Source organism: Pseudocitrobacter faecalis (assembly GCF_965231525.1).
Lineage (GTDB): Bacteria > Pseudomonadota > Gammaproteobacteria > Enterobacterales > Enterobacteriaceae > Pseudocitrobacter > Pseudocitrobacter faecalis.
Window position 1 is genome coordinate 2,037,079 of record NZ_CBDDNJ010000002.1, and the last position, 26,329, is coordinate 2,063,407.

The following is a 26,329-nucleotide window of genomic DNA, read 5'->3' on the forward strand; positions in this document are numbered from 1 at the left end:
CACAAGAGGTGCCGTCATCGCATTTACTTATGGTTGTGGTTTATTCATCTGAATCACCAGCCAGTGGTGAATGACGCCGACAATATAGTGTTGCTGGGCGTCATCAAGCGCCGTTCCCGCAGGAATGTTATGCCATTTTTCCAGGCAGCCGCGACAGCAGGTTGCCGTCGCGTGCTGGGCGATAAACACAGGGTGCCCGCGCATGGGTGTTTGCTTGCCATCATTTTTCGGCTGTGCCGGGGCGAGTCGGGATGCGATGAAATCGGCCGCGTGACTGTCGATAACCTCGGGGCCCTTGTCATAGCAATACTGCCGCTCTTTTGCGCCAAGTTTAAAACGGCTGCGAAACGGCGAGCGCGCCAGGCGTGTAAACAAATTATCGAGAGGAACCATTAGTACACTGAACGTCCAATCTTATGCGTTAATTTTTCCAGAACCGCGACGCCCGCCAGCGAGTTACCGGCTTCGTCCAGTTCCGGGCTCCATACGGCAATCGCCATCTCATGCGGCACGATCGCAACCACACCGCCGCCAACGCCGGATTTCGCCGGCAGCCCGACGCGCCAGGCGAACTCACCGGCATTCTGATACATGCCGCTGGTCGCCATGAGAGCATTAACCTGCCGCGCCTGCATCGGTGAAATAATCGGGTGGTGAATATGCGGTGCCCGCCCCTGATTCGCCAGGAACAAAAATGCCCGCGCCAGTTCGTTGCAGCTCATTTTCAACGCGCAATAGTGAAAATAGTTTTGCAGTACCGTCGCCACATCGTTATGGAAATTACCAAAGGATTTCATTAACCAGGCGATCGCCGCATTACGCGCGGAGTGCTCAAACTCGGAGCGTGCAACCACAGAATCGTAGGTAATATCCGGGACGCCGCACAACGTGCGAATAATCTCCAGCATGCGCATACGCGGTGCGCTCAATCGTCCCTGCAGCATATCGCATACAACCAGCGCGCCCGCATTAATAAACGGGTTACGCGGAATACCCTGCTCGATTTCCAGCTGCAACAGCGAGTTAAAGGGCTGACCAGAGGGATCTTTCCCTACCCGTTGCCAGATTTCGTCTTCTGAATAGTGGTTCATCGCCACCACCAGACTGAGTACTTTGGAGATGGACTGAATGGAGAAACGTTCGTCGGCATCGCCCGCCGAGAAGTGCTGACCATCCACCGTGCTGATGGCAATCGCCAGTTTGTTGCCGCTTACCTGGGCCAGCGCCGGAATATAATCCGCTACCTTACCTTGCCCAATCAACGGCCTGACGTCGGCTAAAATCGACGCCAGCATGTCATTATCGATGACCGTAGTCACTTACTACTCCTTGCCCGCAGGCTATTTCCGGCCTGCAAGTATAACAGAGCATGATGGATGAAACATAAGAAAGCCCGCACGAAGCGGGCTGAGAAAAAATGGGTGCGTTGTGGATATGCCTGACACACAAAGAGTGGCGGGGATCGCTCCCCGCCGTTGCTCTTACACGGATCGGCACGCTGTGAAAACAGCAACCTCCGTTTGGCCAGTTCGGATGTGGACCTCACAGAGATCTTTTCTCATTACCAGCACCGCCACATCGGCGGAAACACAGATAATGACCAGGGCAAGTAGCATCCCTTTGTACTGTTTCATCGCGCTCTTTTCCTTGACCTTACGGTCTGTAAGAGGCACTCTACATGTGACTAGCATATAGGGGGCCTCGGGTTGATTGAAAAATCACTCGGGGCTTTTCTCTATCTGCCATCCTGCAAATGCCTGAGACAGATAGCCTCAAGCACCCACAACCATCTTACGCCGCGCCATCCCTGTTTACGCTTTGATAAACACTCTTTTTTCGAGATTATCGACGGTCTTTCCACACCGTTTGTACGTTGCAGAATTCATGCAAACCAAAATGCGACAGCTCTCGACCAAATCCGCTTTTCTTCACGCCACCGAAAGCCACGCGCGCGTCACTGGCGCTGTAACCGTTGATAAATACTCCGCCGCATTCGAGCTGTGCGGCAAAGCGTTGAGCCTGTGCGTCATCGGCAGTGAAAACCGTCGCTGAAAGACCAAACTCACTGTCGTTTGCCAGTTCGAGAGCATGATCGGCATCGCGCGCAATGGTAATTGCCGCGACCGGGCCAAACATTTCCTGACGAAACGCAGTCATCTCTGACGTGACATTCCCCAGCACGGTCGGCGCGTAATAATTACCGTTTCCGGCCATTTTTTCGCCACCTAACAGCAGAGTCGCGCCTTCGGCAAGCGTTGCCTGAACCTGTTGATGCAGTTCATCACGCAGGTCAAAGCGCGCCATCGGGCCTAAATAGTTTTGCTCGTCCAGCGGATCGCCCATTTTCAGTTGCTCGGTTGCCGCAACAAATCGGCGTGTAAAAGCATCCGCGATCCCGGCTTCAACAATAAAGCGCTTCGCCGCAGCGCAAACTTGCCCGGTATTCTGATAACGCCCGATAACTGCCGCCTGCACCGCGGTATCAAGATCCGCATCGTTCAGCACAATAAAGGGATCGGAACCGCCCAGCTCAAGCACGCATTTTTTCAGCGCGGCACCGGCCTGAGCGCCAATCGCGCGGCCAGCACGCACGCTTCCCGTTACCGTGACAGCGGCGATACGCGCGTCGTTAATCGCCTGCGTAACCCCCTCATTGGTCGCATTCACCCAGCCGAAAACGCCCGCAGGAACGCCCGCTTCGAGGAAGATCTTACCGATCAGTTGCGCACTGCCCATCACATTAGGCGCATGTTTTAACAGATAACTATTCCCGGCCAGCAGAATTGGCACCGCGCCGCGCAGCACCTGCCACAACGGGAAGTTCCACGGCATAACTGCCAGAATCGGCCCCAGTGGACGATATTCAATAACAGCGTTGTTATCCTCCACCAGCGTGGATTCGGTATTCAGCATCGCCGGGCCATGCTCGGCGTACCAGTCGCAAAGGCTGGCGGATTTCGTGACTTCCCCGCGCGCCTGAGCAATCGGTTTGCCCATTTCGAGGGACATCATTTGTGCCATCTCTTCGCCACGTTGACGCAGTACGCGGCCAACAGCACGTAATGCCGCTGCGCGCGCCGTGACGGAGGTATTACGCCACTGGCGATAGCCAGCATCGGCAAGGGCGATAGATTCATCGACCTGTGCGGTTGTCGCCCACGGCAATGCCGACAGAGTTTCGCCATTAGCCGGGTTGATGGAAATCGCGTGAGTTGCAGGTGAAGTCATTCTCTTCTCTCTTATCCGGTGATGTGATGTTGTCATTCTGGACGCTTGTCGTCTTTATGAAAACTGAATAATATTAAGCTCACCATTCACGAATTGAGAACACCATGGACCTGACGCAGCTTGAGATGTTCAACGCCGTCGCACAAACCGGCAGCATTACCCAGGCCGCGCAGGTTGTGCACCGCGTACCCTCGAATCTCACCACCCGTATTCGCCAACTGGAGGCGGATCTGGGTGTTGAACTGTTTATCCGCGAAAGCCAACGTCTGCGCCTTTCCCCCGCCGGGCACAGTTTTCTGCGCTACAGCCAGCAGATCCTCGCGCTGGTCGATGAAGCCCGTATGGTGGTCGCCGGAGATGAACCGCAGGGTTTATTTTCCCTCGGCGCGCTGGAAAGCACCGCCGCCGTTCGCATTCCGGAAACACTGGCGCGTTATAACCAGCGTTACCCGAAGATTCAGTTTGATCTGGCGACTGGCCCTTCCGGCACCATGATCGACGGCGTTTTAGAAGGCTCGCTGAGTGCGGCCTTTGTTGACGGCCCGGTGATGCATCCCGGTCTGGAAGGCATGCCGGTATATCAGGAAGAGATGATGATCGTTGCGGCGAATGGGCACCCTAAAATTACTCGCGCCAGCGACGTCAACGGCACGAGCATTTACGCTTTTCGGGCCAATTGCTCTTATCGTCGCCATTTCGAGAGCTGGTTTCAGGCGGATCACGCCACGCCCGGCAGAATTCACGAGATGGAATCCTATCACGGGATGCTGGCCTGCGTGATTGCCGGGGCGGGATTGGCCTTGATGCCGCGGAGTATGCTGGAAAGCATGCCCGGACACCACCAGGTCGAAGCCTGGCCGCTGGCGGAAAAATGGCGCTGGCTGACGACCAGGCTGGTCTGGCGACGTGGCGCGAAAAGCCGCCAGTTAGAGGCGTTTATTGAATTGCTGGATGAGCCTCAAAAACTTAAAGACTAGCCTCAGGCAAAAAAAGCGTTCCTTTCAAATAGAGGGACGCTTTCCCGCCCATCAATACCCTATCCCCCTGCCATTCGCAGCGTACATCGCCACCGCGTGCGGAAACCTGACGCGCCAGCATGTGCGTTTTCCCAAGCTTGTCGCCCCAGTAGGGAATGAGCATAGTATGCGACGAGCCAGTCACCGGATCTTCCCACACCGCTTCGCCCGGCGAGAAAAATCGGCTGACAAAATCATACGCACCGTCGCCGCGTGCAGTAATCGCCACTTTATGTTCTCCGGGGATCATAGCGCTAATATTCGGCGTCACGGCTTCCACCTGCTGTCTGTTTTCCAGCTCAATAACCCAGGCGCGGCCTTTACGTGCATGCAGATAATCCGTAATCCCCAGCGCGGCAAGCATGTCGGAAGGCGGCGTCGCGGGTTGCGTCTCGCCCATCGGAAAATCAAGCGTCAGCCATTCGCCATCGCGCGTGACCGTCAGTTGTCCTGATGCGGTTTCGAAGCGAATTGTGCGTTCCGGATAATGCAGTTGCTGAAAAATAACGTGCGCCGTGGCAAGCGTCGCGTGCCCGCATAAATTGACTTCCTGGCGGGTGGTAAACCAGCGCAACGCAAAGCCACTCGGCTGCTGTACCACAAATGCGGTTTCTGACTGATTATGCTGCTGGGCCATTTTTAGTAATAATGTATCGGGTAACCAGTTCTCCAGCACACATACCGCCGCCGCATTCCCCTCAAACGGACGCTCACTAAACGCATCCACCAGATAAATATCAATTTCCCGCATTCTGATCTCCTGTCGCTATTCAATCGTTAAAATGACACAAATCTGCGGGTCGCGGCAGACGGTGAGGAAAATCGTTGGCAACGCCATTGAGCTAATAACTACAAAATGAGATCCAAGTCACAAAATGATTGTCATTCAGCCAACATTGGCTTTAAGATCGCACGTCTCATCCCGATCAAACTACCCCAGAAAATCCTATGACAACCAACACAGTCTCGCGCCACATCGCATGGCTTAGGGTGGTGACGCTCGCCATCGCAGCCTTCATCTTTAATACCACCGAGTTTGTGCCGGTGGGCCTGCTTTCTGATATTGCCGACAGTTTTGCCATGACCACGGCGCAGGTCGGTATCATGCTGACAATCTATGCATGGGTCGTCGCGCTGATGTCGCTGCCGTTTATGCTGCTGACCAGCCAGATGGAGCGCCGCAAGTTGTTAATTGGCTTGTTTGCGCTGTTTATTGCCAGCCATATACTCTCTTTCTTCGCCTGGAACTTTAGCGTGCTGGTTGCCAGCCGTATCGGCATCGCCTTTGCCCATGCCGTGTTTTGGTCGATTACCGCGTCCCTGGCCATCCGCATGGCGCCTGCCGGAAAACGCGCGCAAGCGCTAAGTCTGATTGCCACCGGTACCGCGCTGGCGATGGTGTTTGGCATTCCGATTGGCCGCATCGTAGGGCAATATTTTGGCTGGCGAACCACCTTCCTTGCTATCGGTATTGGCGCGCTGCTGACCATGGTGGCGCTGATTAAACTGCTGCCCAAACTGCCGAGTGAACATTCGGGTTCCCTGAAAAGCCTGCCTGTGCTGTTTCGTCGCCCGGCACTGGTCAGCATTTATCTGCTGACCGTGGTTGTGGTGACCGCTCATTACACCGCGTATAGCTACATCGAACCTTTTGTGCAGAACGTCGCTGGGCTGAGCGGAAATTTTGCCACCGTGCTGCTGTTGATTCTTGGCGGTGCGGGCATCATCGGCAGTATTCTGTTCGGGAAACTGGGTAACCTGCACGCTTCTGGTCTCATCACCAGCGCAATCGGCCTGCTGTTGATTTGCCTGCTGCTGCTATTGCCGGCGTCCCATCAGGCCAGCCATCTTGCGGTGCTGAGCGTCTTCTGGGGTATTGCGATTATGATTATCGGCCTGGGCATGCAGGTGAAAGTGCTGTCGCTGGCACCAGATGCAACAGACGTGGCGATGTCGCTGTTTTCCGGGATCTTTAATATTGGTATTGGCGCGGGCGCGCTGCTGGGAAGCCAGATAAGTAGCCACTTCTCAATGGCCTCAATCGGTTACGTCGGGGCGGTTCCGGCGATTGCCGCGTTGATCTGGTCGGTGATTATCTTCCGCCGCTGGCCCACAGCGTCATTAGAAGAGCAGGCGCACCGCTCGTGAGGATTCGGGAGCCGGGCTGACATCCCCGGCTCCCTGCATTACGCGCCCGGCCAGGTGTTAATGATTTCCACCACGCCGTTAATAATAAACTGCACGCCCATACACACCAGCAAGAATCCCATCAGGCGCGAAATGGCTTCGATGCCACCTTTCCCTACCCAGCGCATGATCGCCCCGGAACTGCGCAGGCTACCCCACAGGATAATCCCCACCAGCGCGAATATAATGGGCGGCGAGACAAGCACTACCCATTCCGGGAAACTCACGCCGTGTTTAATAGTAGACGCCGAGCTGATAATCATGGCGATAGTACCCGGCCCCGCCGTGCTCGGCATGGCCAGCGGCACAAACGCAATATTGGCGGTCGGCTCATCTTCCAGCTCTTCTGATTTGCTGGACGCTTCCGGTGATTCGTGGGCTTTCTGCTGCGGGAAAAGCATGCGGAAACCGATAAACGCGACGATCAAGCCGCCGGCGATACGCAGACCAGGTATTGAAATACCGAATGTATTCATCACCAACTGACCGGCATAGTAGGCAACCATCATAATGACGAAGACATAAATAGAGGCCATGCGCGCCTGATGGTTACGTTCTGCCGCATTCATATTTCCCGCTAATCCGAGAAAAAGCGCCACGGTGGTGAGCGGGTTTGCCAGCGGTAAAAGCACCACCAGACCAAGCCCGATTGCCTGAAAAAGTTCAATCATATGAGATACTAGCCTTCTCTGTTTTACGAATAAGTTCGCAGTCTACGCGATGCAGTATAGCGTTTTCGCAGCATCTCTTGCTATGTGGGCCCTTTGTACAGAATGTCCTCTTTATTGTAGTTGGATACTCTCTGTTCAGCGTTTTAGCAAATCGTGGCATCCCTCAATCCATTCAGTTGACTTATGATTGCACGAGAAATAATATCCTCCGCAACTAAAGTACTTGCCAGGGCAACCATTGTGAACATCACAAGCGACCTCTTTGATGAAATAATCCCGCTTGGGCATTTGATTCACATGGTTAATCAAAAAAAAGATCGCTTACTCAACGAGCATCTATCGCCTGAAGACATTACTTCCTCACAGTTCAGGGTGCTCTGCTCTATTCGCTGTAAAGGCAGCATTACACCGGTAGAGCTGAAGAAAATCCTGTCGGTCGATCTGGGCGCGCTTACCAGAATGCTTGACCGATTGCTTTGCCGGGGCTGGATTGCCCGTTTGCCGAATCCTCATGACAAACGCGGCGTGCTAATCCAGTTAACGCCAGAAGGCGCTGAAATTTGTGAGAAATGTCATCAGCTTGTTGGGCAGGACCTGCATCAGGAATTAACAAAAAACTTAACGGCAAACGAAGTTGAAACGCTTGAGCTTCTGTTAAAAAAGATTTTGCCGTAAACAGAAAGAGGTAAGACGATGTCCAGACGCAACACTGACGCTATCACCATTCATAGCATTTTGGACTGGATCGAAGATAACCTTGAGTCGCCCCTGTCGCTGGAAAAAGTGTCAGAGCGTTCAGGTTACTCCAAATGGCACCTGCAACGGATGTTTAAAAAGGAAACGGGACACTCTTTAGGTCAGTACATTCGCACCCGTAAATTGACCGAGATTGCCCAGAAGTTAAAAGAGAGCAATGAGCCGATTCTCTACCTGGCTGAACGCTACGGTTTTGAATCACAGCAGACGTTGACGCGAACCTTTAAAAACTATTTCGATGTGCCGCCGCACAAGTATCGCGTCACCAATATGCACGGAGAGTCTCGTTATCTCTTCCCGCTTAATCACTGTACTTATTAATCGCCTGCACAAGACGTATCGAGGAATACCATGAAACTGTTCGCCTCCGCTGCCTTCGCTATTATGGCGTTGGTTTCCAGCCAGAGTTATGCGGAGCAAACCCTGACACCGACGCAACACAACGCCCGAGACACCATGATTATGCCGTCGGCTAACCAACAGTCGCCGTTCGATTTTAATCATATGGATGCCGGTAGCGACAAATCAGACGAACTGGGTGTACCTTACTACAACCAGCGTGGTTTCTGATTTGTGTCCGCCCCGCACATGCGGGGCGTTGCTTTATCCCCTCGCCGCCCGCATGCCGGGAAGACGCAATCCGAAGACGTTAATAAACAAGCCCGCCATAATCAGCACCGCCCCCAAAAGCTGTAATGCCGATAAGGTTTCATCGAGCAATAACGCCGCGCTTGCCAACCCCACAACCGGAACCAGCAGCGACAACGGTGCCACGCGCCAGGTTTCATAGCGCCCGAGTAACGTTCCCCAGATGCCATAGCCGATAATCGTCGCTACAAACGCCAGATAGACCAGCGACAAAATAGTGGTGAGATCGATAGTCAGCAGGCTTTGCACCATCAGAGACGAGCCATCGAAAATAAGCGAGCTGAGCATAAACGGAATAATCGGGAACAGTGCACTCCACACCACCAGCGACATCACCGCCGGCTTTGATTCATGCTGCATGATGCGTTTATTAAAGATATTGCCGCAGGCCCAGCTTAATGCCGCCGCCAGGGTGAGCATAAACCCTAACAAGCCGACATGCTGGCCGTTCAGGCTCCCCTCAATCAGCACCAGTACGCCAAATACCGCAAGAGAAATCCCGGCCACCTGCTTACCCTGTAATCGTTCGCCAAACACAAACGCGCCAAGAATGATGGTAAAGAATGCCTGCGCCTGAAGCACCAGCGAGGCCAGCCCGGCTGGCATACCAAATTTAATCGCACAAAACAGAAAGGCAAACTGACCAAAGCTGATGGTCAGGCCATAACCCAACAGCAGGTGAAGAGGAATTTTTGGCCTTGCCACAAAAAAGATGGCCGGAAACGCCACCAGCAAAAAACGCAATCCTGCTAACAACAGTGGTGGCATATTGTGCAGTCCCACTTTGATCACCACAAAGTTGATGCCCCACGCCACCACCACCAGCAATGCCAGTAGCCCATCTTTACGCGTCATACCCTGCCTCAATTATTTATTAAAATTATGTGAACAGATTCAACATAACTAAAAATAGCAAGATCGAACAGATCATTATTTTTAGCAGGGGTAAATGCGAGGGCACCTTTTTGCATCGTGTATACAAGCACGCACTGGCATGATATTTCTGAAAGGCACATCACAACCAGGACATAACCATCCGTCAGGCAGAACAATGAACTCAACTCTACGCCGCTCCACAGGAGCGCTGCTGGCGTCGTCGCTCCTGTTGACCATCGGACGCGGCGCGACGCTTCCTTTTATGACCATCTACCTCACGCGCAAATACGCAATGACGGTCGATTCCATCGGCTATGCCATGACTATTGCGCTGACCATTGGCGTTATTTTTAGCCTTGGATTCGGCATTCTCGCGGATAAGTTCGATAAGAAACGCTACATGCTGCTGGCGATTGTTGCGTTTATCGCCGGATTTATCGCGATTCCACTGATCAATAGCGTCACTTTAGTGGTGCTGTTCTTTGCACTGATCAACTGCTCATATTCCGTATTCGCAACCGTCCTGAAAGCCTGGTTCTCTGACGCCCTGTCATCCACGGAAAAAGCGCGGATCTTCTCCCTGAACTACACCATTTTGAATATCGGCTGGACGGTCGGGCCTCCGCTCGGCACGCTACTGGTAATGTACAGTATCAATTTACCCTTCCTGCTGGCCGCTGTCTGTGCTGCCTTACCGTTGGTGCTGATTCAACGTTACGTCCAGCACATACTCATCAGCGAAAGTGAACAAACGCCGGCGGCGTGGGATCCGTCGGTATTACTCCATGACAAAGCGTTGTTATGGTTTACGCTATCGGGTCTGCTCGCCTCTTTTGTAGGTGGGGCGTTTGCTTCATGCCTCTCACAATATGTGCTGGCAGTTGCAGACAGTGTTTTTGCAGAGAAAGTGGTCGCGGTGATTCTGCCGGTGAATGCCATCATTGTCGTCACACTTCAGTATGCGGTGGGTCGCCGGCTCAGCGCCAGGAATCTGCGCCCGCTCATGACGCTAGGCACCGTTTGCTTTGTGCTGGGCCTGGTCGGATTTATGTATTCCGGAAACAATTTGATTTACTGGGGACTCGCGGCGGCGGTGTTTACCCTTGGCGAGGTTATCTATGCGCCCGGCGAATATATGTTGATTGATAACATCGCCCCGCCGGGCATGAAAGCCAGCTACTTTTCCGCCCAGGCGCTGGGCTGGATGGGCGCCGCGCTGAACCCCATGCTCACGGGGCAAATTCTTACGCACATGCCACCCGCCTCGCTGTTCCTGATTTTAATTACCGCGATCGTCATCGCCTGGGCTTTGGTGCTGAAAGGCATGAATGCCAGCGGCGGGCGGAAAGCGCTCACCGCGCAGTAACCCTCATCCTCAGCGCGTAAGTGTTGCGCGCTGAGGTGTACCGGCAAATTCATATCCTTCATCCTGCCAGCCAGTCATCCCGCCGATCATCACTTTCACCGGACGCCCCAGCAATGCCAGCTTCAGCGCCGCCTGGTCAGCGCCATTACAGTGTGGCCCCGCGCAATAGACCACAAACAGTGTCTCCTGCGGCCACTCTGCCATCCGCTCCGCCGTCATCTCGCGATGAGGTAAATGACGCGCACCGGGAATATGCCGAGCGGCAAACATTTCCGGGCTGCCGACTGCATGCAGAAGCACAAAATCCACATCCTGATTACGCATGGCGGCGTGCACATCGGCACAGTCTGTTTCCATACTTAAGCGCTGGCGGAAATGACGCACCGCGTCTTCGGCAGAGGCCACTGCAAATTCACTCACATAACTCATAGGCACATCTCCTGATCTGTGTTAACACTATGTAGTCCCCGCGTCTGCGGGTTCCACTATCGCGAGTATAAACATGGTATTACCTTCAGAGCCGCCAGCATTTCTGACAAAAAAAGACCAGAATATGACAATCACTCACGCCCCCCTGGTGGTCGTGCTGGCCTATGACGGGCTATGTACATTTGAATTTGGCGTTGCGGTTGAAATTTTCGGTCTTCCCCGCCCCGAGATGGGTGATGGCTGGTATCGCTTCGCCGTCGCCGCCGTTGATGAGGGTGAAATGCGCGCGCTTGGAGGTATTCGTCTGGTGACGGATGGCAACCTGGAACTCCTGCAGGACGCTGACACGATTGTTGTGCCGGGCTGGCGTGGCGTGGAAACCCCGGTGCCCGATGCGCTGAGTGACGCCTTGCGTAAGGCTCATGGCCGTGGTTGCCGGATGATATCCATTTGCTCCGGCGTCTTTGTGCTGGCGGCGGCGGGCTTACTGGACGGTAAAAAGGCCACCACCCACTGGCGTTATACCGAAAGGCTTCAGCAGCATTACCCCGCCATTAATGTGGTTGAGGATGTGCTTTATCTGGAAGAGGATAATGTCATGACATCGGCAGGCAGCGCGGCGGGGATTGATCTCTGTTTGCACGTCGTACGGCTCGATTTCGGCCTTGAGGCCGCAAATGTTGTTGCGCGTCGTTTAGTGGTTCAGCCACATCGTGACGGCGCGCAACAGCAGCAGGTTGCGCGCCCGGTCGCGCGTGACCGCGAAAGTCTACGGATGGGCTCGCTGTTTGATTATCTGCACCAAAACATTGCTGAAAGCCATACGGTGGCCTCGCTGGCACAGCATGCAGGGATGAGTGAACGTACTTTTTTACGCCGATTTCAGGACGCAACAGGAAAAACACCGGCCCGCTGGCTGTTAGACGAACGTCTTAGCCGGGCCCAGCACTATCTGCTGACAACACGACTCAGTATGGAAAGCGTGGCTGAACGCGTGGGCTTTGGAAACGGTAAGACCCTGCGTCGTCATTTTCAGCAGCATCTGGCAAGCAGCCCGCTCGCGTGGCGGAAAAAATTCACGGGTAGCGGTGAATAATCGTATTTCTGGCAAAAAAAAACCGTCAGATAACTGACGGTAAAATGCTTGCATGGATAGATCTGTGTTTTGGTTAGTACAACCATTCGTAGACATCCCTGGTCACGACGGCTGTTGCTAAAAATCATCCTATCACTGACTTCCTCAATGAAAGCTAAACGACAAATACGTCATTCAGCGTATTTGTTTTCCAGCCTTTTTTGCTTTTGCAGCAGGCAGTGCGATCCGCCCACATTCTGCCAGACCGTGATTCCTGTAAATTTTGATTTTCAGGTGTGTTTGACCAGGTCACACCACGGCGAATTTTACGCATACTTTTTTTCATACTACCCTCCGGTAGATTGTCGAAATTTAATCCGTTAACTCAACAAGTTACGAGTCAATAGTAGCAGCCTGAATGGCGAGTTACTTCAATAAATGCGCTTATTTGTAAAGACGGTGTGAGGAAATGCACGAATACTAAAGACATAGATATCAACTTCAGACACCTACCGATTATGTCGGGTTGTCGTGAAATTCATCTTGCGTAAGATAGCCAGCGTTATCTTCCTTCAGGGTTGATAATGAGAATGCATAATTCATTGTCAGATTTAGCCCGCCTTCCCCTGTGCGGGCTTTTTTTATGCCTTTATCACAAAAACGGACAACAAAAATAAAAAACATTTGATACACAGACAGATAAATTATAATTCGGATGAATAACACTACAGGGAGGTTGTCGTGTTTGAATCACATTTAAATATTTTTATCAAAGCGGTGTTTGTCGAAAACATGGCGCTCAATTTCTTTTTAGGGATGTGCACATTTCTGGCAATTTCTAAAAAGATCGACATCGCCTTTCGCCTGGGACTTACGGTGACGGCGCTACTTACCGTGGCGACGCCTATCAACAATCTGATTTATACCCATCTACTGCGAGAAAACGGGCTGATTGAGGGTGTGGATCTGAGCTTTCTCGATTTCATCACCTTCATTGGCGTTCTGGCTGCGCTGGTACAAATTCTGGAAATGGTGCTGGATCGCTTTCTGCCTGCTTTGCATCACACTCTGGGGGCGTTCCTGCCATTACTGACCATTCACTGTGCCATCTTTGGCGCGACTATTTTTATGGTTCAGCGTGAGTATACGTTCGGGGAGTCCGTCACTTACGGTGCCGGATGCGGCCTCGGCTGGATGCTGGCACTGGTGGCTCTGGCAGGTATTCGCGAGAAGCTGAAATACGCCAATATGCCAAAAGGCCTGCGCGGGCTGGGCAGCGTGTTTATTACTGCCGGGCTGATGTCGCTGGGGTTTATGTCGTTTTCGGGGATATCACTTTAGGCAAACTGCCCCCTCACCCTAACCCTCTCCCCCAGGGAGAGGGGACCGATAGTGCCAATCTTCAGGGTAAGTGCGGTTTTCTCCCTCTCCCTGTGGGAGAGGGCCGGGGTGAGGGGCCATACTACTCACTCAACCCACGATTCTTGAGCATCGGTTCAATCAGTGGATCGTGTCCGCGCCAGTCACGGTACAACGCTTCTAAATCGCTGCTATTGCCGCGCGACAATATGGCCTTGCGGAAACGTTCACCGTTTTCACGGGTTAACCCCCCCTGCTCCTCAAACCAAAGATAGCCGTCATCGGCCAGCATTTGCGTCCATAAATAAGCGTAATAGCCTGCTGCGTAGCCCCCGCCAAAAATATGGGCAAAATAGCTGCTTCGGTAACGTGGAGGAACCGCGGCGAGAGCCAGATTTTCCTGCTGTAAGGCCTGCGCTTCAAACTGCGCCACGCTCTCTGGAATAGACTTCGTTGTCACCGTATGCCAGTTCATATCCAGCAACGCCGCGCTCAGCAGTTCCGTCATGTCATAGCCTTTATTGAACTTCGCGGCGCGGAATAGCTTGTCGCGCAAGGCTTCCGGCATCGGCTCGCCCGTTTGGTGATGGCGGGCATAATGGGCAAATACCTCAGGATGGCTGGCCCAGTGTTCGTTGATTTGTGACGGAAACTCGACAAAATCACGCGGTGTACTGGTGCCGGAAAGTGTGGCATAGCGCTGACTGGCAAACAGGCCATGTAGCGCGTGACCAAATTCGTGGAACAGCGTAATGACGTCATCCCAGGAGATGAGCGCACTGTTGCCAGCGGCCGGTTTAGAGTAGTTACAGACGTTATAAATCACCGGACGCGTATTAAGCAGCGTGGATTGCTGAACGAAGTTATCCATCCACGCCCCGCCGCTTTTACTGTCACGCGCAAAGAAATCACCGTAAAAGAGCGCCATTCCTTCACCATTTTCGGCGAAAATCTCCCAAACGCGCACGTCGGGATGATAAACCGGAATATCAAAGCGCTCGACAAAACGAATGCCAAACAGTTGGCTGGCCGCCCAGAACACGCCATCAATCAGTACACGGTCGAGTGCGAAATAGGGTTTGATTTGCGCTTCATCAATCGCGTATTTCTCGCGACGAACCTGCTCAGCGTAATAGAGCCAGTCCCAGGCCTGCGCCGCAAACGGCGCGGGCTGAGAATCAATAATCTGCTGAATATCCGCCAGTTCTCGCTCGGCGCGTGCCCGGGCGGCGGGAGCGATTTCACGCATAAAATGCAGCGCTGCGTCCGGCGTTTTCGCCATCTGATCGGCCATACTCCAGCTGGCGTAATCTGCAAAACCTAACAGGGCCGCCTGTTTCGCGCGAATATCAACCAGCTTCAACACCAGCTCGCGAGTGTCGTTTTCATCACCCTTTTCTGTGCGTGACCATGCCGCGTTAAACAGCTTTTCACGCGTTTGCCTGTCGCGCAAAGACGCCAGCAACGGCTGCTGAGTCGTATTCAACAACGGAAGCAACCAGCTGTTATGCAGCCCGCGCTCCTGTGCGGCGACCGACGCCGCGGCTAACTCCTCCGCATTCAGGCCATCAAGCTGAATAGGTTCCTCAATGACCAGTCCACCGGCTTTTGTGGCTGCCAGCAGGCGCTGATGAAACTGGCTGCTGAGGGTAGCAGACTGCGTATTCAGCGCTTTTAATTGCGCTTTTTCATCCGCGCCCAGGGTGGCTCCGGCCAAAATGAAGCGCTGATAAATGACCTCCACAAGACGACGTGACTCCGAATCCAGAGACAATTCATCACGTGACGTCCAGACCGCCTCTACACGATTAAACAATGCATCATCAAGATAGATATCGTTTGCAAGATCGGCCAGCTCAGCCGAAAACTGTTCGTCAAGACGCTGAATCTCATCATTTGTGTGTGCCGCAGCCATCGCAAAGAAAACGCTGGTCACGCGGGTCAGCAATTCGCCGCTTTTCTCCAGCGCAATGAACGTATTCTCAAAGCTCGCTGGCTCCGGGTTATGTGCGATAAGGCTAATTTCCTCGCGTTTACGTTTAACACCTTCATTAAACGCCGGGCGATAATCGCTGTCGCTTATCAAATTAAATGGGGGCGCCTGATACGGCAGCGTACTGGCAGCTAAGAATGGATTGGTGGTCAACATGTTCAACTCCTTGAGATGCTTTCCCTTAGAGTAGGCAACCCCTGGAAAGACCGCAATCACTTCCCGCGATGGAAAGGAGCATGCTATCGTAATAACACACAAAAAGCGTTGAGGAACAGAGAGATGATCATACTGGTTACCGGGGCAACGGCAGGTTTTGGTGAAAGCATTACGCGTCGTTTTGTCGCCAATGGACACAAAGTGATTGCCACAGGACGCCGCCAGGAGCGCCTGCAGGCGTTAAAAGAAGAACTCGGCGACAGCGTGCTGACTGTGCAGTTGGATGTGCGCAACCGTGCCGCAATTGAAGAAGCGCTGAGCCAGTTACCTTCTGAGGGGCAGGCGATTGATATCCTGGTAAACAACGCCGGGCTGGCGCTGGGCATGGAACCGGCGCACAAAGCCAGCGTAGAAGACTGGGAAAACATGATCGACACCAACAACAAAGGCCTGGTATACATGACCCGCGCCGTGCTGCCTGGAATGGTTGAGCGTAACCGCGGGCATATTATCAACATAGGCTCCACCGCAGGTAGCTGGCCATATGCAGGTGGTAACGTTTATGGTGCAACCAAGGCATTTGTGCGTCAGTTCAGCCTGAATTTACGTACCGACCTGCACGGTACCGCCGTTCGCGTAACCGATATTGAGCCGGGTTTGGTCGGCGGTACCGAGTTCTCGAATGTGCGTTTTAAAGGTGATGATGCTAAAGCAGATAAAACCTATGAAAACACCAACGCACTGACCCCGGAAGACGTGACTGAAGCCGTCTGGTGGGTGGCGACCCTGCCGAAACATGTCAACATCAACACCGTTGAAATGATGCCGGTTAGCCAGACTTACGGAGGCCTGAGCGTTCACCGCCAAAAATGATGCTTTTAGCCCTGCCCGACGCCCGTCGGGTATGGGCTCAGCAGTAAAAAAAGCGTAAAATAGAGGCCAAAATCAGCGAATAAGAATGAGTCAATGGCCGCCGAAACACAACTGAATCCGACACAACCCGTCAACCAGCAAATTTATCGCATTCTGCGCCGCGATATCGTGCATTGTTTGATTCCCCCTGGAACGCCACTTTCCGAGAAAGAGGTGTCGATGCGCTTTGAGGTTTCACGTCAGCCGGTTCGCGAGGCGTTTATTAAACTGGCGGAAAATGGTCTGATCCAGATTCGTCCTCAACGTGGCAGCTATGTGAACAAAATATCGTTGTCTCAGGTACGCAACGGCTGTTTTGTGCGTCAGGCGATTGAGTGTGCGGTGGCGCGCCGGGCGGCGACTATGATCACCGATAAACAGCTTTATCAGCTGGAACAAAATCTTCACCAGCAGCGTATTGCCATCGATCGTCTCCAGCACAATGATTTTTTTCAGCTTGATGATGAATTTCATCAGTTGTTATCCCTGATTGCCGATTGTCAGCTGGCATGGGATACCATCGAGAATATTAAAGCGGCGATCGACCGGGTACGATATATGAGCCTTGACCATGTATCTTCCCCGGATATGCTGCTGGCTCAGCATCACGATATATTCCATGCGCTGGAAAAACGCGATCCTGATTTAGTGGAAAAAGCGATGACGCTGCATTTACAGGAAATTAGCGAATCTGTGCAGTTAATTCGCCAGGAAAAACGCGACTGGTTTAGCGAAGAGTAACAAAAAGCCTTCACTCACGAGTGAAGGCTTTTACGTTTTTCAGGATCCTCTGACAACCATGGTTGGTATTGCGGCGTGACGCAGAATCGACTCGGCATTAGAACCCAGCAAATGCGTTGTGCGACCGGGGCTGCGAGAGCCGATAACAATGGCATCGTAACCCTCTGTTTTACTCATCGCGATTATCTCATCGCGGATGTTGCCAAACCGCACTTCGGTGCGCAGCCGCGAGGCGGGAATATCCAGCATCTTCATCAGCCGCTTCATTTTAATTTCCGACTCGTTCGACATAAACGAATTGAACTTTTTGATGTCGGAGGCAAAACCGCGTAATAACGAACGACTGCTGTTGGGCAGTACATTAACCAACGTGATTTCCCCCTCGTCACCCGCCAACCAGGCTGCGTGGCGCAATGCTTTGTCACTTAAATCCATTTCAAATACATCTACAGGCATCAATATTTTTTTGTACATGGCCCGATCTCCTTATTCCAGAGGAACTGTATTGCAGCAAGGTAACAATGCCATAATCAAACTAAACAAAACAACAATAATCACAACGCTAAATAATTTACCTTTGCAAAGGTTCGTCCATTATTTCAACTACTCTTATCTAGCGTGTAGTTATGTATACGCCCTCACTCGCTTAAAAAAATCGTGTAATTGATCAAAAACAATTTAATTTTTTAGGGATAGGCGTATTTATATACCCCGTCGTTGCCACATCCTATTTTGTAACCGGCTTCGATGTGAAAGAAAGGAGAACACCATGATGACTTACGATCGTAACCGCAATGCAATTACTACTGGCAGCCGTGTAATGATTAATGGTACCGGGAAAACCGGCACTATCAAGGCGATTAAAGCAGACGGCATGACACCTGACCAGGTGCGCCGCAGCAAAACAGTTGAGATTGAAGGTTGTGACGGACAATTCGAGCCGATTGAGCTTATTCGTCTCGGCATGCACTAATTAGTGGTGTCATTCGGGTGGCCTTATTCCAGGGTCGCCCGAAAATAATTTTCCAGTCTGCGTTCTATTCCCCGATGTAAATGTTGTGCCTGCATTTTGCCGGATGGCGCTACGCTTATCCGGCCTACGAAGAAAGTGCGTATCCGTAGGCCCGGTAAGCAACGCGCCACCGGGCAACCTATCGCATCAGGCGTTGGCAAATTCTGCAACCGTCGCCTTCGCACCTTTCGCCAGTAGCGACAGATAAGCCTTCGTCACCTGCTGAACAAATTTCGCTTCATGCGGCAGTTCTTTACCGAAAATAGCTTCAATCCCCAGCAGAGCTTTCACGCGGGCTTCTCCCTCTGCGCTTTGCGCAACGGTCGTCTGAATCACCGACAGCAGCGGGTCGCACACTTCGATCGCTTCGCCCTGCTCGTCCACGCCGCCAACGTAGCGCATCCAGCCCGCAACACCCAGCGCCAACAGATTGAAACTGCTGTTATGAACCAGGTGCCAGCGAACGGAATCCAGCATACGCTGCGGTAACTTCTGGCTACCGTCCATCGCAATTTGCCAGGTACGGTGACGCAGCGCGGGGTTAGTGTAACGCTCGATCAGCAGATCGGCATAACGGGAGAGATCCACGCCCTGTACTTTCAGCGTTGGCGCCTGCTCTTTCAGCATCAGGTCGTGCGCGGCACGGCGATAGTTCTCGTCACCCATGCAGTCATTAATATGCTGATAGCCTGCAAGGTAGCCGAGATAGGCAAGGAATGAGTGGCTGCCGTTAAGCATACGCAACTTCATCTCTTCAAACGGAATCACGTCGCAAACCAGTTCCGCCCCCGCTTTTTCCCACTCGGGGCGGCCAGCAACGAAGTTATCTTCAATTACCCACTGGCGGAACGGTTCGCAAGCCACGCCTGCCGGATCGCGCACGCCGGTCAATTGTTCAATTTTATCCAGCGTATCGGCAGTGACCGCCGGAACAATTCGGTCAACCATGGTAGACGGGAACGTCACGTTCTGTTCAATCCACGCCGCCAGATCTGCGTCCACTGCGCGCGCGTAAGCAGTAACAACATTACGCATCACGTGACCGTTTTCCGGCATGTTGTCGCAGGACATGACGCTGAATGCCGGCAGCCCTGCCGCTTTGCGGCGTGCCAGTGCTTCAACAATCACACCCGGCGCAGATTTCGGCTGATGGGGGTTTTCGATATCTGCAGCGATAAATGGATGATCGAGCATCAGTTGCCCGGTCGCCGGAGAGTGGCAGTAGCCTTTTTCGGTGATTGTCAGGGAAACAATCGCCACCTGCGGCTCACACATTTTCGCAAGCACGGTTTCCAGACCATCGACCTGCGCGTGCAAGGCTTCTTTGACCACGCCAACTACGCGCGCAGTCCATGCGTCGGCAGACATCTCTGCCACGGTGTATAAATTGTCCTGGTTCTTCAGATCGGCAATCTGCTGCTCGCCGCCAATCAGGTTAACTTCGGTGTAACCCCAATCACTGCCGTGCTCCGTGGCAAGGATATCTGCATAGATAGCCTGATGAGCGCGGTGAAAAGCGCCAAAGCCAAGATGAACAATGCGCGGCACCAGTTTGCTGCGATCAAAAGTCGGGAGTGTTGCCTTAGCGGTTAATAGCTTATTTTGCATCTTTTTGACTCACTGTAGAGAACGTTGATTGCCATACTAGATTAACGAGTTCAATGGGTGTGTTTTTGATTTGAGTTAACTTATTGGCGATTGGTATGACATGATTTTTAAGTTGTGTGACAGGATTATAGTTTTGAGATAAGCACGCCGCGTGAGCAGCGTGCTTTTGTTGTCAGATCATTTGCCCAGCGGCTCTCTGCTTCTTGTTTAGAGTGACATCCGCAGCATCATGTAGCAGGCTCAAATCACGGTCGCGAACTTCTGGCATGAGTAGCGCGGAGATAAAACCGATGAGTGAATAGCAAATAATCATAACCACAATCGGCATCCATGATCCTGTCATATTACAGAAAATCCCTGCCAGAAGTGGGCCGAATCCAACAGCAACCAGCCCTCCTAACTCTTTTGAAATCGCCATTCTCGTAAACCGGTTCTTCGAACCGAACATCTCTGCCATCGTGATGTTTTCAAGTGCGAATAATCCCAACACGGCAAAATTATGAATAATGATGATGGAGGCCATAATCATACTCACGCTATAGCTTTTATCGACAATGATTGCCAGCATAGGATAAGCCAGAATCATCGCGGAGAAACTCAAGAGCATATATGGGATCCGTCGACCATATTTATCCGATAACCAGCCTAACAATGGTATTGTCAAAAAGCCCAGAATCGAACTTATCATTAACGCATCGGTAGGAATGGCTTTATCAAATAACAGAGTTTGTACAAGATATCCTGCAAGGAAGGTCTGAATCAGACCTGAATTTCCCGCTTGACCGAAACGCAGCCCTGTCGCCAGCCAAAATGATTTACTGCGGAACATTGCCCCCACGGAATTTTCAGTCGTAACGGCTTTATTGGGTGCGAGTTCTGCATCATTAACCTTTTCGAATACCGGGCTTTCTTTAAGATTGAGCCTCAGCCAGATAGCAAAGATCATGACAACCACACTAGCGAGGAACGGAATACGCCAGCCCCATGCCACCAATTCTTCACGATCCAGGACAAAGAACATAAACGCCCAAATTGCCGTCGCGCTTAAGGTGCCACAGTTTGTCCCCATCGCCACCAGCGACGAGATAATGCCACGTCTGCCTTTTGGCGCATATTCGGCAAGCATCGTTCCTGCGCCAGAAATCTCGGCTCCCGCTCCCAGCCCCTGAATAATACGCAGTGTGACCAATAAGACGGGTGCAAAAATACCAATTTGCGCGTAAGTCGGCAGCACGCCAATAAGCGTCGTACAGATGCCCATCATGGTGATAGTAATAAACAGAACTTTCTTTCTGCCTACTCTGTCACCCATTTTCCCAAAGATAAAAGCACCCGCTATGCGTGCGATATATCCTGCACCATAGGTACCCATTGCCAGAATCAACGCCATTGCCGCCGATTGTTCCGGGAAAAAGATCTCATGAAATACGAGTGCCGCACCCAATGAGTAAAGCTGGAAATCCATAAACTCCAGGGCAGTTCCGAGCCAACCGGACAGAGCAGCTCTTACGAGGTCAGAGGTTGTTCTTTCATGTTTTATTTGAGTCATAGCGTTCATCTCTAAACGTTAGGATGCGTACAACTTAATCGCATGTTAATTATTTTTATTTATTGAAGGTTAAAAGAACCTTGCAGCACGATTTTTGATCTTTCTCGAATAACTCTATGGCCTCAATGACGTGGGTGTAATTAAAGCGATGAGTGATTAATTTATCAGGGTCAATAAGTCCATTTTCCAACCAATTCAATACCACAGGAAATTTATTAGCATTAAGTCTTGAGGTATAAATAGAGATCTCCTTCCCGGTCATGCCCTGCTGAACTACGGTTGATGGCTCGCTGGAAAATCCCATCAATACGACCCGTGCTGCGGGTGATGCCAGCGTAATGGCCTCCTGTAATATTGATGGATGGCAGGCAGCATCAACGATCAATGTCGGCTTGATCCCCTTTTCCTCAAGTAACGACGGCAATGACAGCGTACTGTTATTAATTACCCAGTCCGCACCATTCTTTTCCGCCATAACTAATCGTTCATCAATGCGATCAACCACAATAACCTGCTTGACCTGGTAGACATTTTTTAACGCCTGCAAGGTCGTCAACCCCATCGGGCCAGCGCCATAAATGAGCGCGATATCCTCTTTACGGGGTTCCACCTGGCCGGTGACATTCGCCGCAATAGTGAATGGCTCGACCATAACCGCATGGTGATCGGCAATCGTCGGGGCAACAGCCCAGGCATTTTTCGCTGGCACGACAGCATATTCACTGAATCCACCATCACGATGCACGCCGAGAACAACCAGTGATGTACAGACATTAGGCTTGCCCACTGAGCAGGGATAACAATGACCACAACTGATAACCGGATCGACACATACACGTTGCCCGTGAGATTTATCCGTTACCCCTTCACCTATAGCATCAATGACCCCAAAAAACTCATGGCCAATGACGCGTGGGTATTTCGCGAAAGGATTATGCCCACGGTAAATATGGCTATCTGAACCGCAAATACCTGCCAGACTTATTTTGACACGCACTTCCCCCACACCAGGAACAGGCAGTGGACGTTCTTCAATCACAAGTTCATTGGGTCGCTGGACAACAATACTTTTCATTTTTTATTCCTTACTCACCAATTCCACAACGTGCCATCTTCCAGACGTGCTACCGGCAAATACGCCGGGTCATACGGGTATTTCGCCGCCAGCTTTTCATCGAACTCAATACCCAGTCCTGGCTTCTCACCCGGATGCATGTAGCCGTTATCAAAAGTCCAGTTATGCGGGAAGACTTCCAGCATTTGCTCGGAATAACCCATATATTCCTGCACGCCAAAGTTAGGCACCCACAGGTCGAAATGTAGTGCCGCAGCCATGCAGACAGGCGACAGGTCGGATGGCCCATGAGAGCCCGTGCGTACCTGATAAAGTGACGCAAAATCAGCGATACGACGCATCCCCGTGATACCGCCAGCGTGGGTGATTGTGGTGCGGATATAATCGATTAACTGCTCTTCAATCAGTTGCTTACAATCCCAGATGCTGTTGAAAACTTCGCCAACTGCAATAGGCGTTACCGTATGCTGACGAATCAGGCGGAAACATTCCTGATTCTCCGCCGGAGTCGGATCTTCCATCCAGAACAGTCGGTAGTCTTCCACGTTTTTACCGAAACGCGCGGCTTCTATAGGCGTCAGGCGATGATGCATGTCATGCAGCAGGTGTTCGTCAAAACCGAACTTGCTGCGCACGGCATCGAACAGCTTCGGCGTGAAATCGAGATATTTTTCGGTCGACCATAGCTGCTCTTCCGGCCATTGCCCTTTGGTTGCTGGTTCGTATGCCAGCCCTTTTCCTTTTGACATACCGTAGGTCGTTTTCATGCCCGGCACGCCGCACTGTACGCGGATAGCTTTAAAGCCCATCTCTTTGTGGCGTGCGTAATCTTCCAGCACGTCATCAATCGTGTGGCCCGTGGTATGGCAATAAACCATCACGCCTTCACGCGACGCGCCACCGAGCAACTGATAAAGCGGCATATTTGCGGCTTTTGCTTTGATATCCCATAGCGCCATATCCACAGCGGAAATCGCCGACATGGTCACCGGGCCACGACGCCAGTAAGCGCCTTTATAAAAGAACTGCCAGATGTCTTCGATGCGGTGTGCATCGCGGCCAATCAACTGTGGGCACAGGTGATCTTTCAAATATGAGGCAACGGAAAGTTCTCGTCCGTTCAGCGTGGCATCGCCGTAACCCACAAGCCCCTCAGACGTGGTGATTTTCAACGTGACAAAATTTCGCCCCGGGCAGGTAACAAAAACTTCAGCTCCTGTGATCTTCATCTCTAATCCTTACATCTCATCGGTTAATGACGCTAAGTTACACAACTGAGCTACTACCATACAAGTATAATGATCAAAAAATGACTATCACGATCACAAAAAATTAGTACCCGGTACGGTTGGGTTTGTTGGCAAAGGGCAGAACTTCATGCCGGATGCGGCATTACGCCTTATCCGGCCTCCGGTTCAGGAATCATCCCCGGCCCCATCCCGCCACAATAATCAGCATGCCGCAAAACGCCACGCCTGCGCCTGCCCAGTCATACATTGAGAGTTTGACGCCATCCACCACCCGCAGCCAGATCAGTGCAGTAAGAATATACACACCACCATACGCCGCATAGACTCGCCCGCTGGCGGCAGGATGCAGGGTCAACAACCAGACAAACATCGCCAGTGCCAGTGCGGCAGGAATAAGCAGCAACGGCGTCGCACCACGTTTTAGCCATAACCAGGGCAGATAGCAGCCAAGGATTTCACACAGTGCCGTCGAAAAGAAAAGTAAGGATGTTTTTAACATTATTGTCGCAGCGTTAAGATGAGTTGAACGATGATACGGGATAATCCGCTGTAGGCGACCCTATATTTCCCGTGGGTATGCCGCCGAAACGAGTTGTAGTAAACTGTTATCAGTTTTCGTTACGCCAAAGGAACCTGCAATGAATATGACATCTGGCAAACGCCTGTGCCTGACGGCGATGCTGGCACTGAGCGCCGTTATGTATACCGCGTCCTCTTCTGCTAATACCAGCAAACTGATTATTGAATCGGGTGATAATGCCCAGACGCGTCAGGATGCCGCGATGGATAAAGAGCAGTGGAACGATACGCGTTCGCTGCGTAACAAGGTCAATAACCGCGTCGAGAAAGAGTGGGATAAAGAAGATGCCGCTTTCGATGCACGTGATAAGTGCCAGCAAAGCGCTAACGTAAACGTATACTGGGAACCGAATACCCTCCGCTGCCTTGACCGTCGCACGGGCCGCGTCGTTAACCCCTAGTTGTTAACCTGGAGTTGTTGGGCGCGTTTGCGCCCTTTTCCCCTTTTTATCCCATTGTCAGCCTGAAAGGATTTCACATGAGTGACGCCTGTAACGTCAGACTTCGCCCGCTCGAACGCGAAGACCTCCGCTTTGTCCACCAGCTCGATAACAACGCCAGCGTCATGCGCTACTGGTTTGAAGAGCCCTATGAGGCGTTTGTTGAACTCTCCGATCTTTATGACAAGCATATTCACGATCAAAGCGAACGTCGTTTTGTGGTGGAGTGCAACGGTGAGAAAGCGGGCCTGGTCGAATTAGTCGAAATTAATCACGTACACCGTCGTGCGGAATTTCAGATCATTATTTCGCCAGAACATCAGGGTAAAGGGTTAGCCTCGAAAGCCGCAAAACTGGCAATGGACTACGGCTTTACGGTGCTTAACCTCTATAAGCTTTACCTGATTGTCGATAAAGAAAACGAAAAAGCGATTCACATCTACCGCAAACTCGGTTTTATGGTGGAAGGCGAACTCATCCACGAATTCTTTATCAACGGCGAGTACCGTAATACCATCCGTATGTGTCTGTTCCAGCATCAATATATGACCATGCACAAAACACCGGCTCCCGGGTTGCTGAAACCGACGGCTCAGTAATACTCAATCACATTTTTAATCGTATAACGGAGCGTGACCGCCGGGTTCACGCTCATATCGATGACTTCAAGGTCACAGCTAACCGGGTTATCATGTCGGTCATAATCACAACTCTGTTTTACGTTGCCAACCGGCTGTTTATTCAGCAAGCTGACCGAGGTGTAATCGAGCTTTTTACGCGGATCGTCTGACGGTGTAGATAATATCGCCAGCGTATTTCCTTTCGTCAGCGACGTTTTACCCAGCGGATACCCCTCGCTGTCATATTGATAATTTACTTCACGCTCTTTGCTGAGTGATTTCACCACAAAGCCGTCGTCGTTTGTTTCCCACGCAACGCCTGCGGACGGCAATTCCGCCAGCTGACATTTTCCCTGCAACCGCACGCGTTTTTCCTGAGTCATGCCATCGACGTAGTAGTTGGCATCCAGCACCAGCGTCGCGCCGGTGTTGTTTTCCAGATCGTGAAACTCCAGCACGTCGAAACAGCCCTCTTCAGACATCTGTCCGCTCACCCGCTTTGCCACCTCGCCCTTCTCATTCATGAGGGTTTGGCTAAAGTCTTTAACAGGCCCACGCAGCGGATCGAAATCGAACTCATTAGAAAAGCTCGCCATTTCAGGGGAAAACGCCTCAGGTGAGTCATTTTTATCGCAGGCTGCAAGTAGCGCTATCAATGGGGTCAGCAACAGAAGTCTCTTCACGCCGGGATCCTTTTTGGGGAATTTTCTCAATCATATTAGCAAATACAGTTATTTACACTAGCTTTGCTATACTTGATTTACATTTCAAAAAGGAGATTGC

The 26,329-nt window shown here is 51.9% G+C and carries 30 protein-coding genes; 13 read left to right on the forward strand and 17 right to left on the reverse strand.

The features are described from left to right. Nucleotides 1-27 precede the first annotated feature (27 nt). The 4 genes from ACOXYR_RS10375 to sad all read right to left on the reverse strand — a co-directional run bounded on the left by ACOXYR_RS10375 (nt 28) and on the right by sad (nt 3,228). Nucleotides 28-393 carry a DUF4186 domain-containing protein gene (locus ACOXYR_RS10375; RefSeq protein ID WP_189623153.1) on the reverse strand — a complete coding sequence of 122 codons (366 nt, stop codon included), beginning with the start codon at nt 391-393 and terminating at the stop codon, nt 28-30. Further along, complete coding sequence (glsB, locus tag ACOXYR_RS10380) at nt 393-1,319, reverse strand: glutaminase B (RefSeq protein ID WP_108474249.1); 927 nt, start codon at nt 1,317-1,319, stop codon at nt 393-395. The genes ACOXYR_RS10375 and glsB overlap by 1 nt, the downstream gene beginning before the upstream one ends. 162 nt (nt 1,320-1,481) lie before the next feature. Beyond that, nucleotides 1,482-1,634 carry a Hok/Gef family protein gene (locus tag ACOXYR_RS10385; RefSeq protein WP_146745430.1) on the reverse strand — a complete coding sequence of 51 codons (153 nt, stop codon included), beginning with the start codon at nt 1,632-1,634 and terminating at the stop codon, nt 1,482-1,484. 208 nt (nt 1,635-1,842) lie between these two features. Next, on the reverse strand, nt 1,843-3,228 hold the full coding sequence (sad, locus tag ACOXYR_RS10390) for a succinate-semialdehyde dehydrogenase (RefSeq protein WP_421356157.1): 1,386 nt from the start codon (nt 3,226-3,228) through the stop codon (nt 1,843-1,845). 104 nt (nt 3,229-3,332) lie between these two features. Here sad and ptrR point away from each other — a divergent pair, with 104 nt between their 5' ends. Then, nucleotides 3,333-4,205 carry a putrescine utilization regulator PtrR gene (ptrR, locus tag ACOXYR_RS10395; protein WP_421356158.1) on the forward strand — a complete coding sequence of 291 codons (873 nt, stop codon included), beginning with the start codon at nt 3,333-3,335 and terminating at the stop codon, nt 4,203-4,205. On the opposite strand, the gene ACOXYR_RS10400 is transcribed toward ptrR, so the two are convergent. Then, entirely contained in the window at nt 4,195-4,995 is an 801-nt protein-coding gene (locus tag ACOXYR_RS10400; RefSeq protein WP_350436307.1) for a PhzF family phenazine biosynthesis protein, read from the reverse strand. The two genes, ptrR and ACOXYR_RS10400, sit on opposite strands and share 11 nt — an antisense overlap. 197 nt (nt 4,996-5,192) lie before the next feature. Here ACOXYR_RS10400 and ACOXYR_RS10405 point away from each other — a divergent pair, with 197 nt between their 5' ends. Continuing rightward, entirely contained in the window at nt 5,193-6,392 is a 1,200-nt protein-coding gene (locus tag ACOXYR_RS10405) for a sugar transporter (RefSeq protein ID WP_113856870.1), read from the forward strand. 38 nt (nt 6,393-6,430) lie between these two features. Here ACOXYR_RS10405 and ACOXYR_RS10410 read toward each other — a convergent pair whose 3' ends face one another. After that, nucleotides 6,431-7,102 carry a MarC family NAAT transporter gene (locus tag ACOXYR_RS10410; RefSeq protein ID WP_108474243.1) on the reverse strand — a complete coding sequence of 224 codons (672 nt, stop codon included), beginning with the start codon at nt 7,100-7,102 and terminating at the stop codon, nt 6,431-6,433. A gap of 240 nt (nt 7,103-7,342) precedes the next feature. Here ACOXYR_RS10410 and marR point away from each other — a divergent pair, with 240 nt between their 5' ends. Genes marR through marB form a run of 3 tightly spaced genes read left to right on the forward strand, consistent with a single transcriptional unit; the run spans nt 7,343 to nt 8,428 of the window. After that, entirely contained in the window at nt 7,343-7,777 is a 435-nt protein-coding gene (marR, locus tag ACOXYR_RS10415) for a multiple antibiotic resistance transcriptional regulator MarR (protein ID WP_108474242.1), read from the forward strand. Nucleotides 7,778-7,795: 18 nt separating this feature from the next. Then, nucleotides 7,796-8,179: an MDR efflux pump AcrAB transcriptional activator MarA gene (gene marA / locus ACOXYR_RS10420; protein WP_108474241.1), complete on the forward strand. Its 384-nt coding sequence runs from the start codon at nt 7,796-7,798 to the stop codon at nt 8,177-8,179. 30 nt (nt 8,180-8,209) lie between these two features. Next, a complete protein-coding gene (marB, locus tag ACOXYR_RS10425) occupies nt 8,210-8,428 on the forward strand; it encodes a multiple antibiotic resistance protein MarB (RefSeq protein WP_108474240.1) in 219 nt (72 codons plus the stop codon). Between the two features lie 33 nt (nt 8,429-8,461). On the opposite strand, the gene eamA is transcribed toward marB, so the two are convergent. Then, nucleotides 8,462-9,361 (reverse strand): O-acetylserine/cysteine exporter, encoded by a 900-nt coding sequence (eamA, locus tag ACOXYR_RS10430; protein ID WP_421356159.1) that lies wholly within the window; start codon nt 9,359-9,361, stop codon nt 8,462-8,464. A gap of 196 nt (nt 9,362-9,557) precedes the next feature. Here eamA and ydeE point away from each other — a divergent pair, with 196 nt between their 5' ends. After that, nucleotides 9,558-10,748 (forward strand): efflux MFS transporter YdeE, encoded by a 1,191-nt coding sequence (ydeE, locus tag ACOXYR_RS10435; RefSeq protein ID WP_421356160.1) that lies wholly within the window; start codon nt 9,558-9,560, stop codon nt 10,746-10,748. Nucleotides 10,749-10,757: 9 nt separating this feature from the next. On the opposite strand, the gene ACOXYR_RS10440 is transcribed toward ydeE, so the two are convergent. Then, entirely contained in the window at nt 10,758-11,177 is a 420-nt protein-coding gene (locus ACOXYR_RS10440) for a rhodanese-like domain-containing protein (protein WP_415727930.1), read from the reverse strand. Between the two features lie 124 nt (nt 11,178-11,301). Between ACOXYR_RS10440 and ftrA the strand changes: the two genes are divergently transcribed. Then, nucleotides 11,302-12,273 (forward strand): transcriptional regulator FtrA, encoded by a 972-nt coding sequence (gene ftrA / locus ACOXYR_RS10445; protein ID WP_229837643.1) that lies wholly within the window; start codon nt 11,302-11,304, stop codon nt 12,271-12,273. Nucleotides 12,274-12,427: 154 nt separating this feature from the next. Here the strand turns inward: ftrA and ACOXYR_RS10450 are convergent, their stop codons facing one another. Then, entirely contained in the window at nt 12,428-12,598 is a 171-nt protein-coding gene (locus tag ACOXYR_RS10450) for a hypothetical protein (protein WP_167405849.1), read from the reverse strand. Between the two features lie 395 nt (nt 12,599-12,993). Here ACOXYR_RS10450 and nqrE point away from each other — a divergent pair, with 395 nt between their 5' ends. Next, the gene (nqrE, locus tag ACOXYR_RS10455; protein ID WP_421356161.1) at nt 12,994-13,593 is read left to right on the forward strand and encodes an NADH:ubiquinone reductase (Na(+)-transporting) subunit E; all 600 of its coding nucleotides are present in this window, start codon (nt 12,994-12,996) and stop codon (nt 13,591-13,593) included. A gap of 121 nt (nt 13,594-13,714) precedes the next feature. Here nqrE and dcp read toward each other — a convergent pair whose 3' ends face one another. Continuing rightward, entirely contained in the window at nt 13,715-15,760 is a 2,046-nt protein-coding gene (gene dcp, locus ACOXYR_RS10460) for a peptidyl-dipeptidase Dcp (protein WP_113856864.1), read from the reverse strand. 123 nt (nt 15,761-15,883) lie between these two features. Between dcp and ydfG the strand changes: the two genes are divergently transcribed. Both ydfG and ACOXYR_RS10470 read left to right on the forward strand, forming a co-directional pair. Then, the gene (gene ydfG, locus ACOXYR_RS10465; RefSeq protein ID WP_421356162.1) at nt 15,884-16,633 is read left to right on the forward strand and encodes a bifunctional NADP-dependent 3-hydroxy acid dehydrogenase/3-hydroxypropionate dehydrogenase YdfG; all 750 of its coding nucleotides are present in this window, start codon (nt 15,884-15,886) and stop codon (nt 16,631-16,633) included. A gap of 93 nt (nt 16,634-16,726) precedes the next feature. Further along, nucleotides 16,727-17,413, forward strand: coding sequence for a GntR family transcriptional regulator (locus ACOXYR_RS10470; RefSeq protein ID WP_108474232.1), 687 nt, complete (start codon nt 16,727-16,729; stop codon nt 17,411-17,413). A 39-nt stretch (nt 17,414-17,452) separates the two neighbouring features. On the opposite strand, the gene ACOXYR_RS10475 is transcribed toward ACOXYR_RS10470, so the two are convergent. Beyond that, the gene (locus ACOXYR_RS10475) at nt 17,453-17,887 is read right to left on the reverse strand and encodes a universal stress protein (protein WP_108474231.1); all 435 of its coding nucleotides are present in this window, start codon (nt 17,885-17,887) and stop codon (nt 17,453-17,455) included. Between the two features lie 295 nt (nt 17,888-18,182). Here ACOXYR_RS10475 and ydfZ point away from each other — a divergent pair, with 295 nt between their 5' ends. After that, nucleotides 18,183-18,386 (forward strand): putative selenium delivery protein YdfZ, encoded by a 204-nt coding sequence (gene ydfZ / locus ACOXYR_RS10480; RefSeq protein ID WP_108474230.1) that lies wholly within the window; start codon nt 18,183-18,185, stop codon nt 18,384-18,386. 186 nt (nt 18,387-18,572) lie between these two features. Here the strand turns inward: ydfZ and ACOXYR_RS10485 are convergent, their stop codons facing one another. The 5 genes from ACOXYR_RS10485 to ACOXYR_RS10505 all read right to left on the reverse strand — a co-directional run bounded on the left by ACOXYR_RS10485 (nt 18,573) and on the right by ACOXYR_RS10505 (nt 24,406). After that, entirely contained in the window at nt 18,573-20,033 is a 1,461-nt protein-coding gene (locus ACOXYR_RS10485) for a mannitol dehydrogenase family protein (protein WP_350436301.1), read from the reverse strand. Nucleotides 20,034-20,205: 172 nt separating this feature from the next. Further along, on the reverse strand, nt 20,206-21,582 hold the full coding sequence (locus tag ACOXYR_RS10490; protein ID WP_421356163.1) for an MFS transporter: 1,377 nt from the start codon (nt 21,580-21,582) through the stop codon (nt 20,206-20,208). 55 nt (nt 21,583-21,637) lie between these two features. Continuing rightward, nucleotides 21,638-22,657: a Zn-dependent oxidoreductase gene (locus ACOXYR_RS10495; RefSeq protein ID WP_421356164.1), complete on the reverse strand. Its 1,020-nt coding sequence runs from the start codon at nt 22,655-22,657 to the stop codon at nt 21,638-21,640. Nucleotides 22,658-22,671: 14 nt separating this feature from the next. Continuing rightward, nucleotides 22,672-23,886, reverse strand: a complete 1,215-nt coding sequence (gene rspA / locus ACOXYR_RS10500) for a starvation-sensing protein RspA (RefSeq protein ID WP_421356165.1) — start codon at nt 23,884-23,886, stop codon at nt 22,672-22,674. A 193-nt stretch (nt 23,887-24,079) separates the two neighbouring features. Beyond that, a complete protein-coding gene (locus ACOXYR_RS10505) occupies nt 24,080-24,406 on the reverse strand; it encodes a YnfA family protein (RefSeq protein ID WP_113856858.1) in 327 nt (108 codons plus the stop codon). Nucleotides 24,407-24,545: 139 nt separating this feature from the next. Between ACOXYR_RS10505 and ACOXYR_RS10510 the strand changes: the two genes are divergently transcribed. Both ACOXYR_RS10510 and speG read left to right on the forward strand, forming a co-directional pair. Beyond that, a complete protein-coding gene (locus ACOXYR_RS10510; RefSeq protein ID WP_108474224.1) occupies nt 24,546-24,887 on the forward strand; it encodes a DUF1283 family protein in 342 nt (113 codons plus the stop codon). Nucleotides 24,888-24,964: 77 nt separating this feature from the next. Then, the gene (speG, locus tag ACOXYR_RS10515) at nt 24,965-25,525 is read left to right on the forward strand and encodes a spermidine N1-acetyltransferase (protein WP_108474223.1); all 561 of its coding nucleotides are present in this window, start codon (nt 24,965-24,967) and stop codon (nt 25,523-25,525) included. Here speG and ACOXYR_RS10520 read toward each other — a convergent pair. Continuing rightward, nucleotides 25,519-26,229 carry a YnfC family lipoprotein gene (locus ACOXYR_RS10520; RefSeq protein WP_108474222.1) on the reverse strand — a complete coding sequence of 237 codons (711 nt, stop codon included), beginning with the start codon at nt 26,227-26,229 and terminating at the stop codon, nt 25,519-25,521. The two genes, speG and ACOXYR_RS10520, sit on opposite strands and share 7 nt — an antisense overlap. Between the last annotated feature and the right edge of the window lie 100 nt (nt 26,230-26,329).

Excerpts from the sequence above, each read along its gene's own strand:
- ACOXYR_RS10375 (WP_189623153.1), bottom strand. The coding sequence starts at position 393 with ATGGTTCCTCTCGATAATTTGTTTACACGCCTGGCGCGCTCGCCGTTT.
- eamA (WP_421356159.1), bottom strand. The coding sequence starts at position 9,361 with ATGACGCGTAAAGATGGGCTACTGGCATTGCTGGTGGTGGTGGCGTGG.
- rspA (WP_421356165.1), bottom strand. The coding sequence starts at position 23,886 with ATGAAGATCACAGGAGCTGAAGTTTTTGTTACCTGCCCGGGGCGAAAT.
- speG (WP_108474223.1), top strand. The coding sequence starts at position 24,965 with ATGAGTGACGCCTGTAACGTCAGACTTCGCCCGCTCGAACGCGAAGAC.
- ydfZ (WP_108474230.1), top strand. The coding sequence starts at position 18,183 with ATGATGACTTACGATCGTAACCGCAATGCAATTACTACTGGCAGCCGT.
- ydfG (WP_421356162.1), top strand. The coding sequence starts at position 15,884 with ATGATCATACTGGTTACCGGGGCAACGGCAGGTTTTGGTGAAAGCATT.
- ptrR (WP_421356158.1), top strand. The coding sequence starts at position 3,333 with ATGGACCTGACGCAGCTTGAGATGTTCAACGCCGTCGCACAAACCGGC.
- ACOXYR_RS10495 (WP_421356164.1), bottom strand. The coding sequence starts at position 22,657 with ATGAAAAGTATTGTTGTCCAGCGACCCAATGAACTTGTGATTGAAGAA.
- ydeE (WP_421356160.1), top strand. The coding sequence starts at position 9,558 with ATGAACTCAACTCTACGCCGCTCCACAGGAGCGCTGCTGGCGTCGTCG.
- dcp (WP_113856864.1), bottom strand. The coding sequence starts at position 15,760 with ATGTTGACCACCAATCCATTCTTAGCTGCCAGTACGCTGCCGTATCAG.
- ACOXYR_RS10475 (WP_108474231.1), bottom strand. The coding sequence starts at position 17,887 with ATGTACAAAAAAATATTGATGCCTGTAGATGTATTTGAAATGGATTTA.
- ACOXYR_RS10440 (WP_415727930.1), bottom strand. The coding sequence starts at position 11,177 with ATGAGTTATGTGAGTGAATTTGCAGTGGCCTCTGCCGAAGACGCGGTG.
- ACOXYR_RS10485 (WP_350436301.1), bottom strand. The coding sequence starts at position 20,033 with ATGCAAAATAAGCTATTAACCGCTAAGGCAACACTCCCGACTTTTGAT.
- ACOXYR_RS10410 (WP_108474243.1), bottom strand. The coding sequence starts at position 7,102 with ATGATTGAACTTTTTCAGGCAATCGGGCTTGGTCTGGTGGTGCTTTTA.
- ACOXYR_RS10450 (WP_167405849.1), bottom strand. The coding sequence starts at position 12,598 with ATGAAAAAAAGTATGCGTAAAATTCGCCGTGGTGTGACCTGGTCAAAC.
- ACOXYR_RS10385 (WP_146745430.1), bottom strand. The coding sequence starts at position 1,634 with ATGAAACAGTACAAAGGGATGCTACTTGCCCTGGTCATTATCTGTGTT.
- marB (WP_108474240.1), top strand. The coding sequence starts at position 8,210 with ATGAAACTGTTCGCCTCCGCTGCCTTCGCTATTATGGCGTTGGTTTCC.
- ACOXYR_RS10510 (WP_108474224.1), top strand. The coding sequence starts at position 24,546 with ATGAATATGACATCTGGCAAACGCCTGTGCCTGACGGCGATGCTGGCA.
- ACOXYR_RS10405 (WP_113856870.1), top strand. The coding sequence starts at position 5,193 with ATGACAACCAACACAGTCTCGCGCCACATCGCATGGCTTAGGGTGGTG.
- ACOXYR_RS10400 (WP_350436307.1), bottom strand. The coding sequence starts at position 4,995 with ATGCGGGAAATTGATATTTATCTGGTGGATGCGTTTAGTGAGCGTCCG.
- ACOXYR_RS10505 (WP_113856858.1), bottom strand. The coding sequence starts at position 24,406 with ATGTTAAAAACATCCTTACTTTTCTTTTCGACGGCACTGTGTGAAATC.
- ACOXYR_RS10490 (WP_421356163.1), bottom strand. The coding sequence starts at position 21,582 with ATGACTCAAATAAAACATGAAAGAACAACCTCTGACCTCGTAAGAGCT.
- marA (WP_108474241.1), top strand. The coding sequence starts at position 7,796 with ATGTCCAGACGCAACACTGACGCTATCACCATTCATAGCATTTTGGAC.
- ftrA (WP_229837643.1), top strand. The coding sequence starts at position 11,302 with ATGACAATCACTCACGCCCCCCTGGTGGTCGTGCTGGCCTATGACGGG.
- ACOXYR_RS10470 (WP_108474232.1), top strand. The coding sequence starts at position 16,727 with ATGGCCGCCGAAACACAACTGAATCCGACACAACCCGTCAACCAGCAA.
- sad (WP_421356157.1), bottom strand. The coding sequence starts at position 3,228 with ATGACTTCACCTGCAACTCACGCGATTTCCATCAACCCGGCTAATGGC.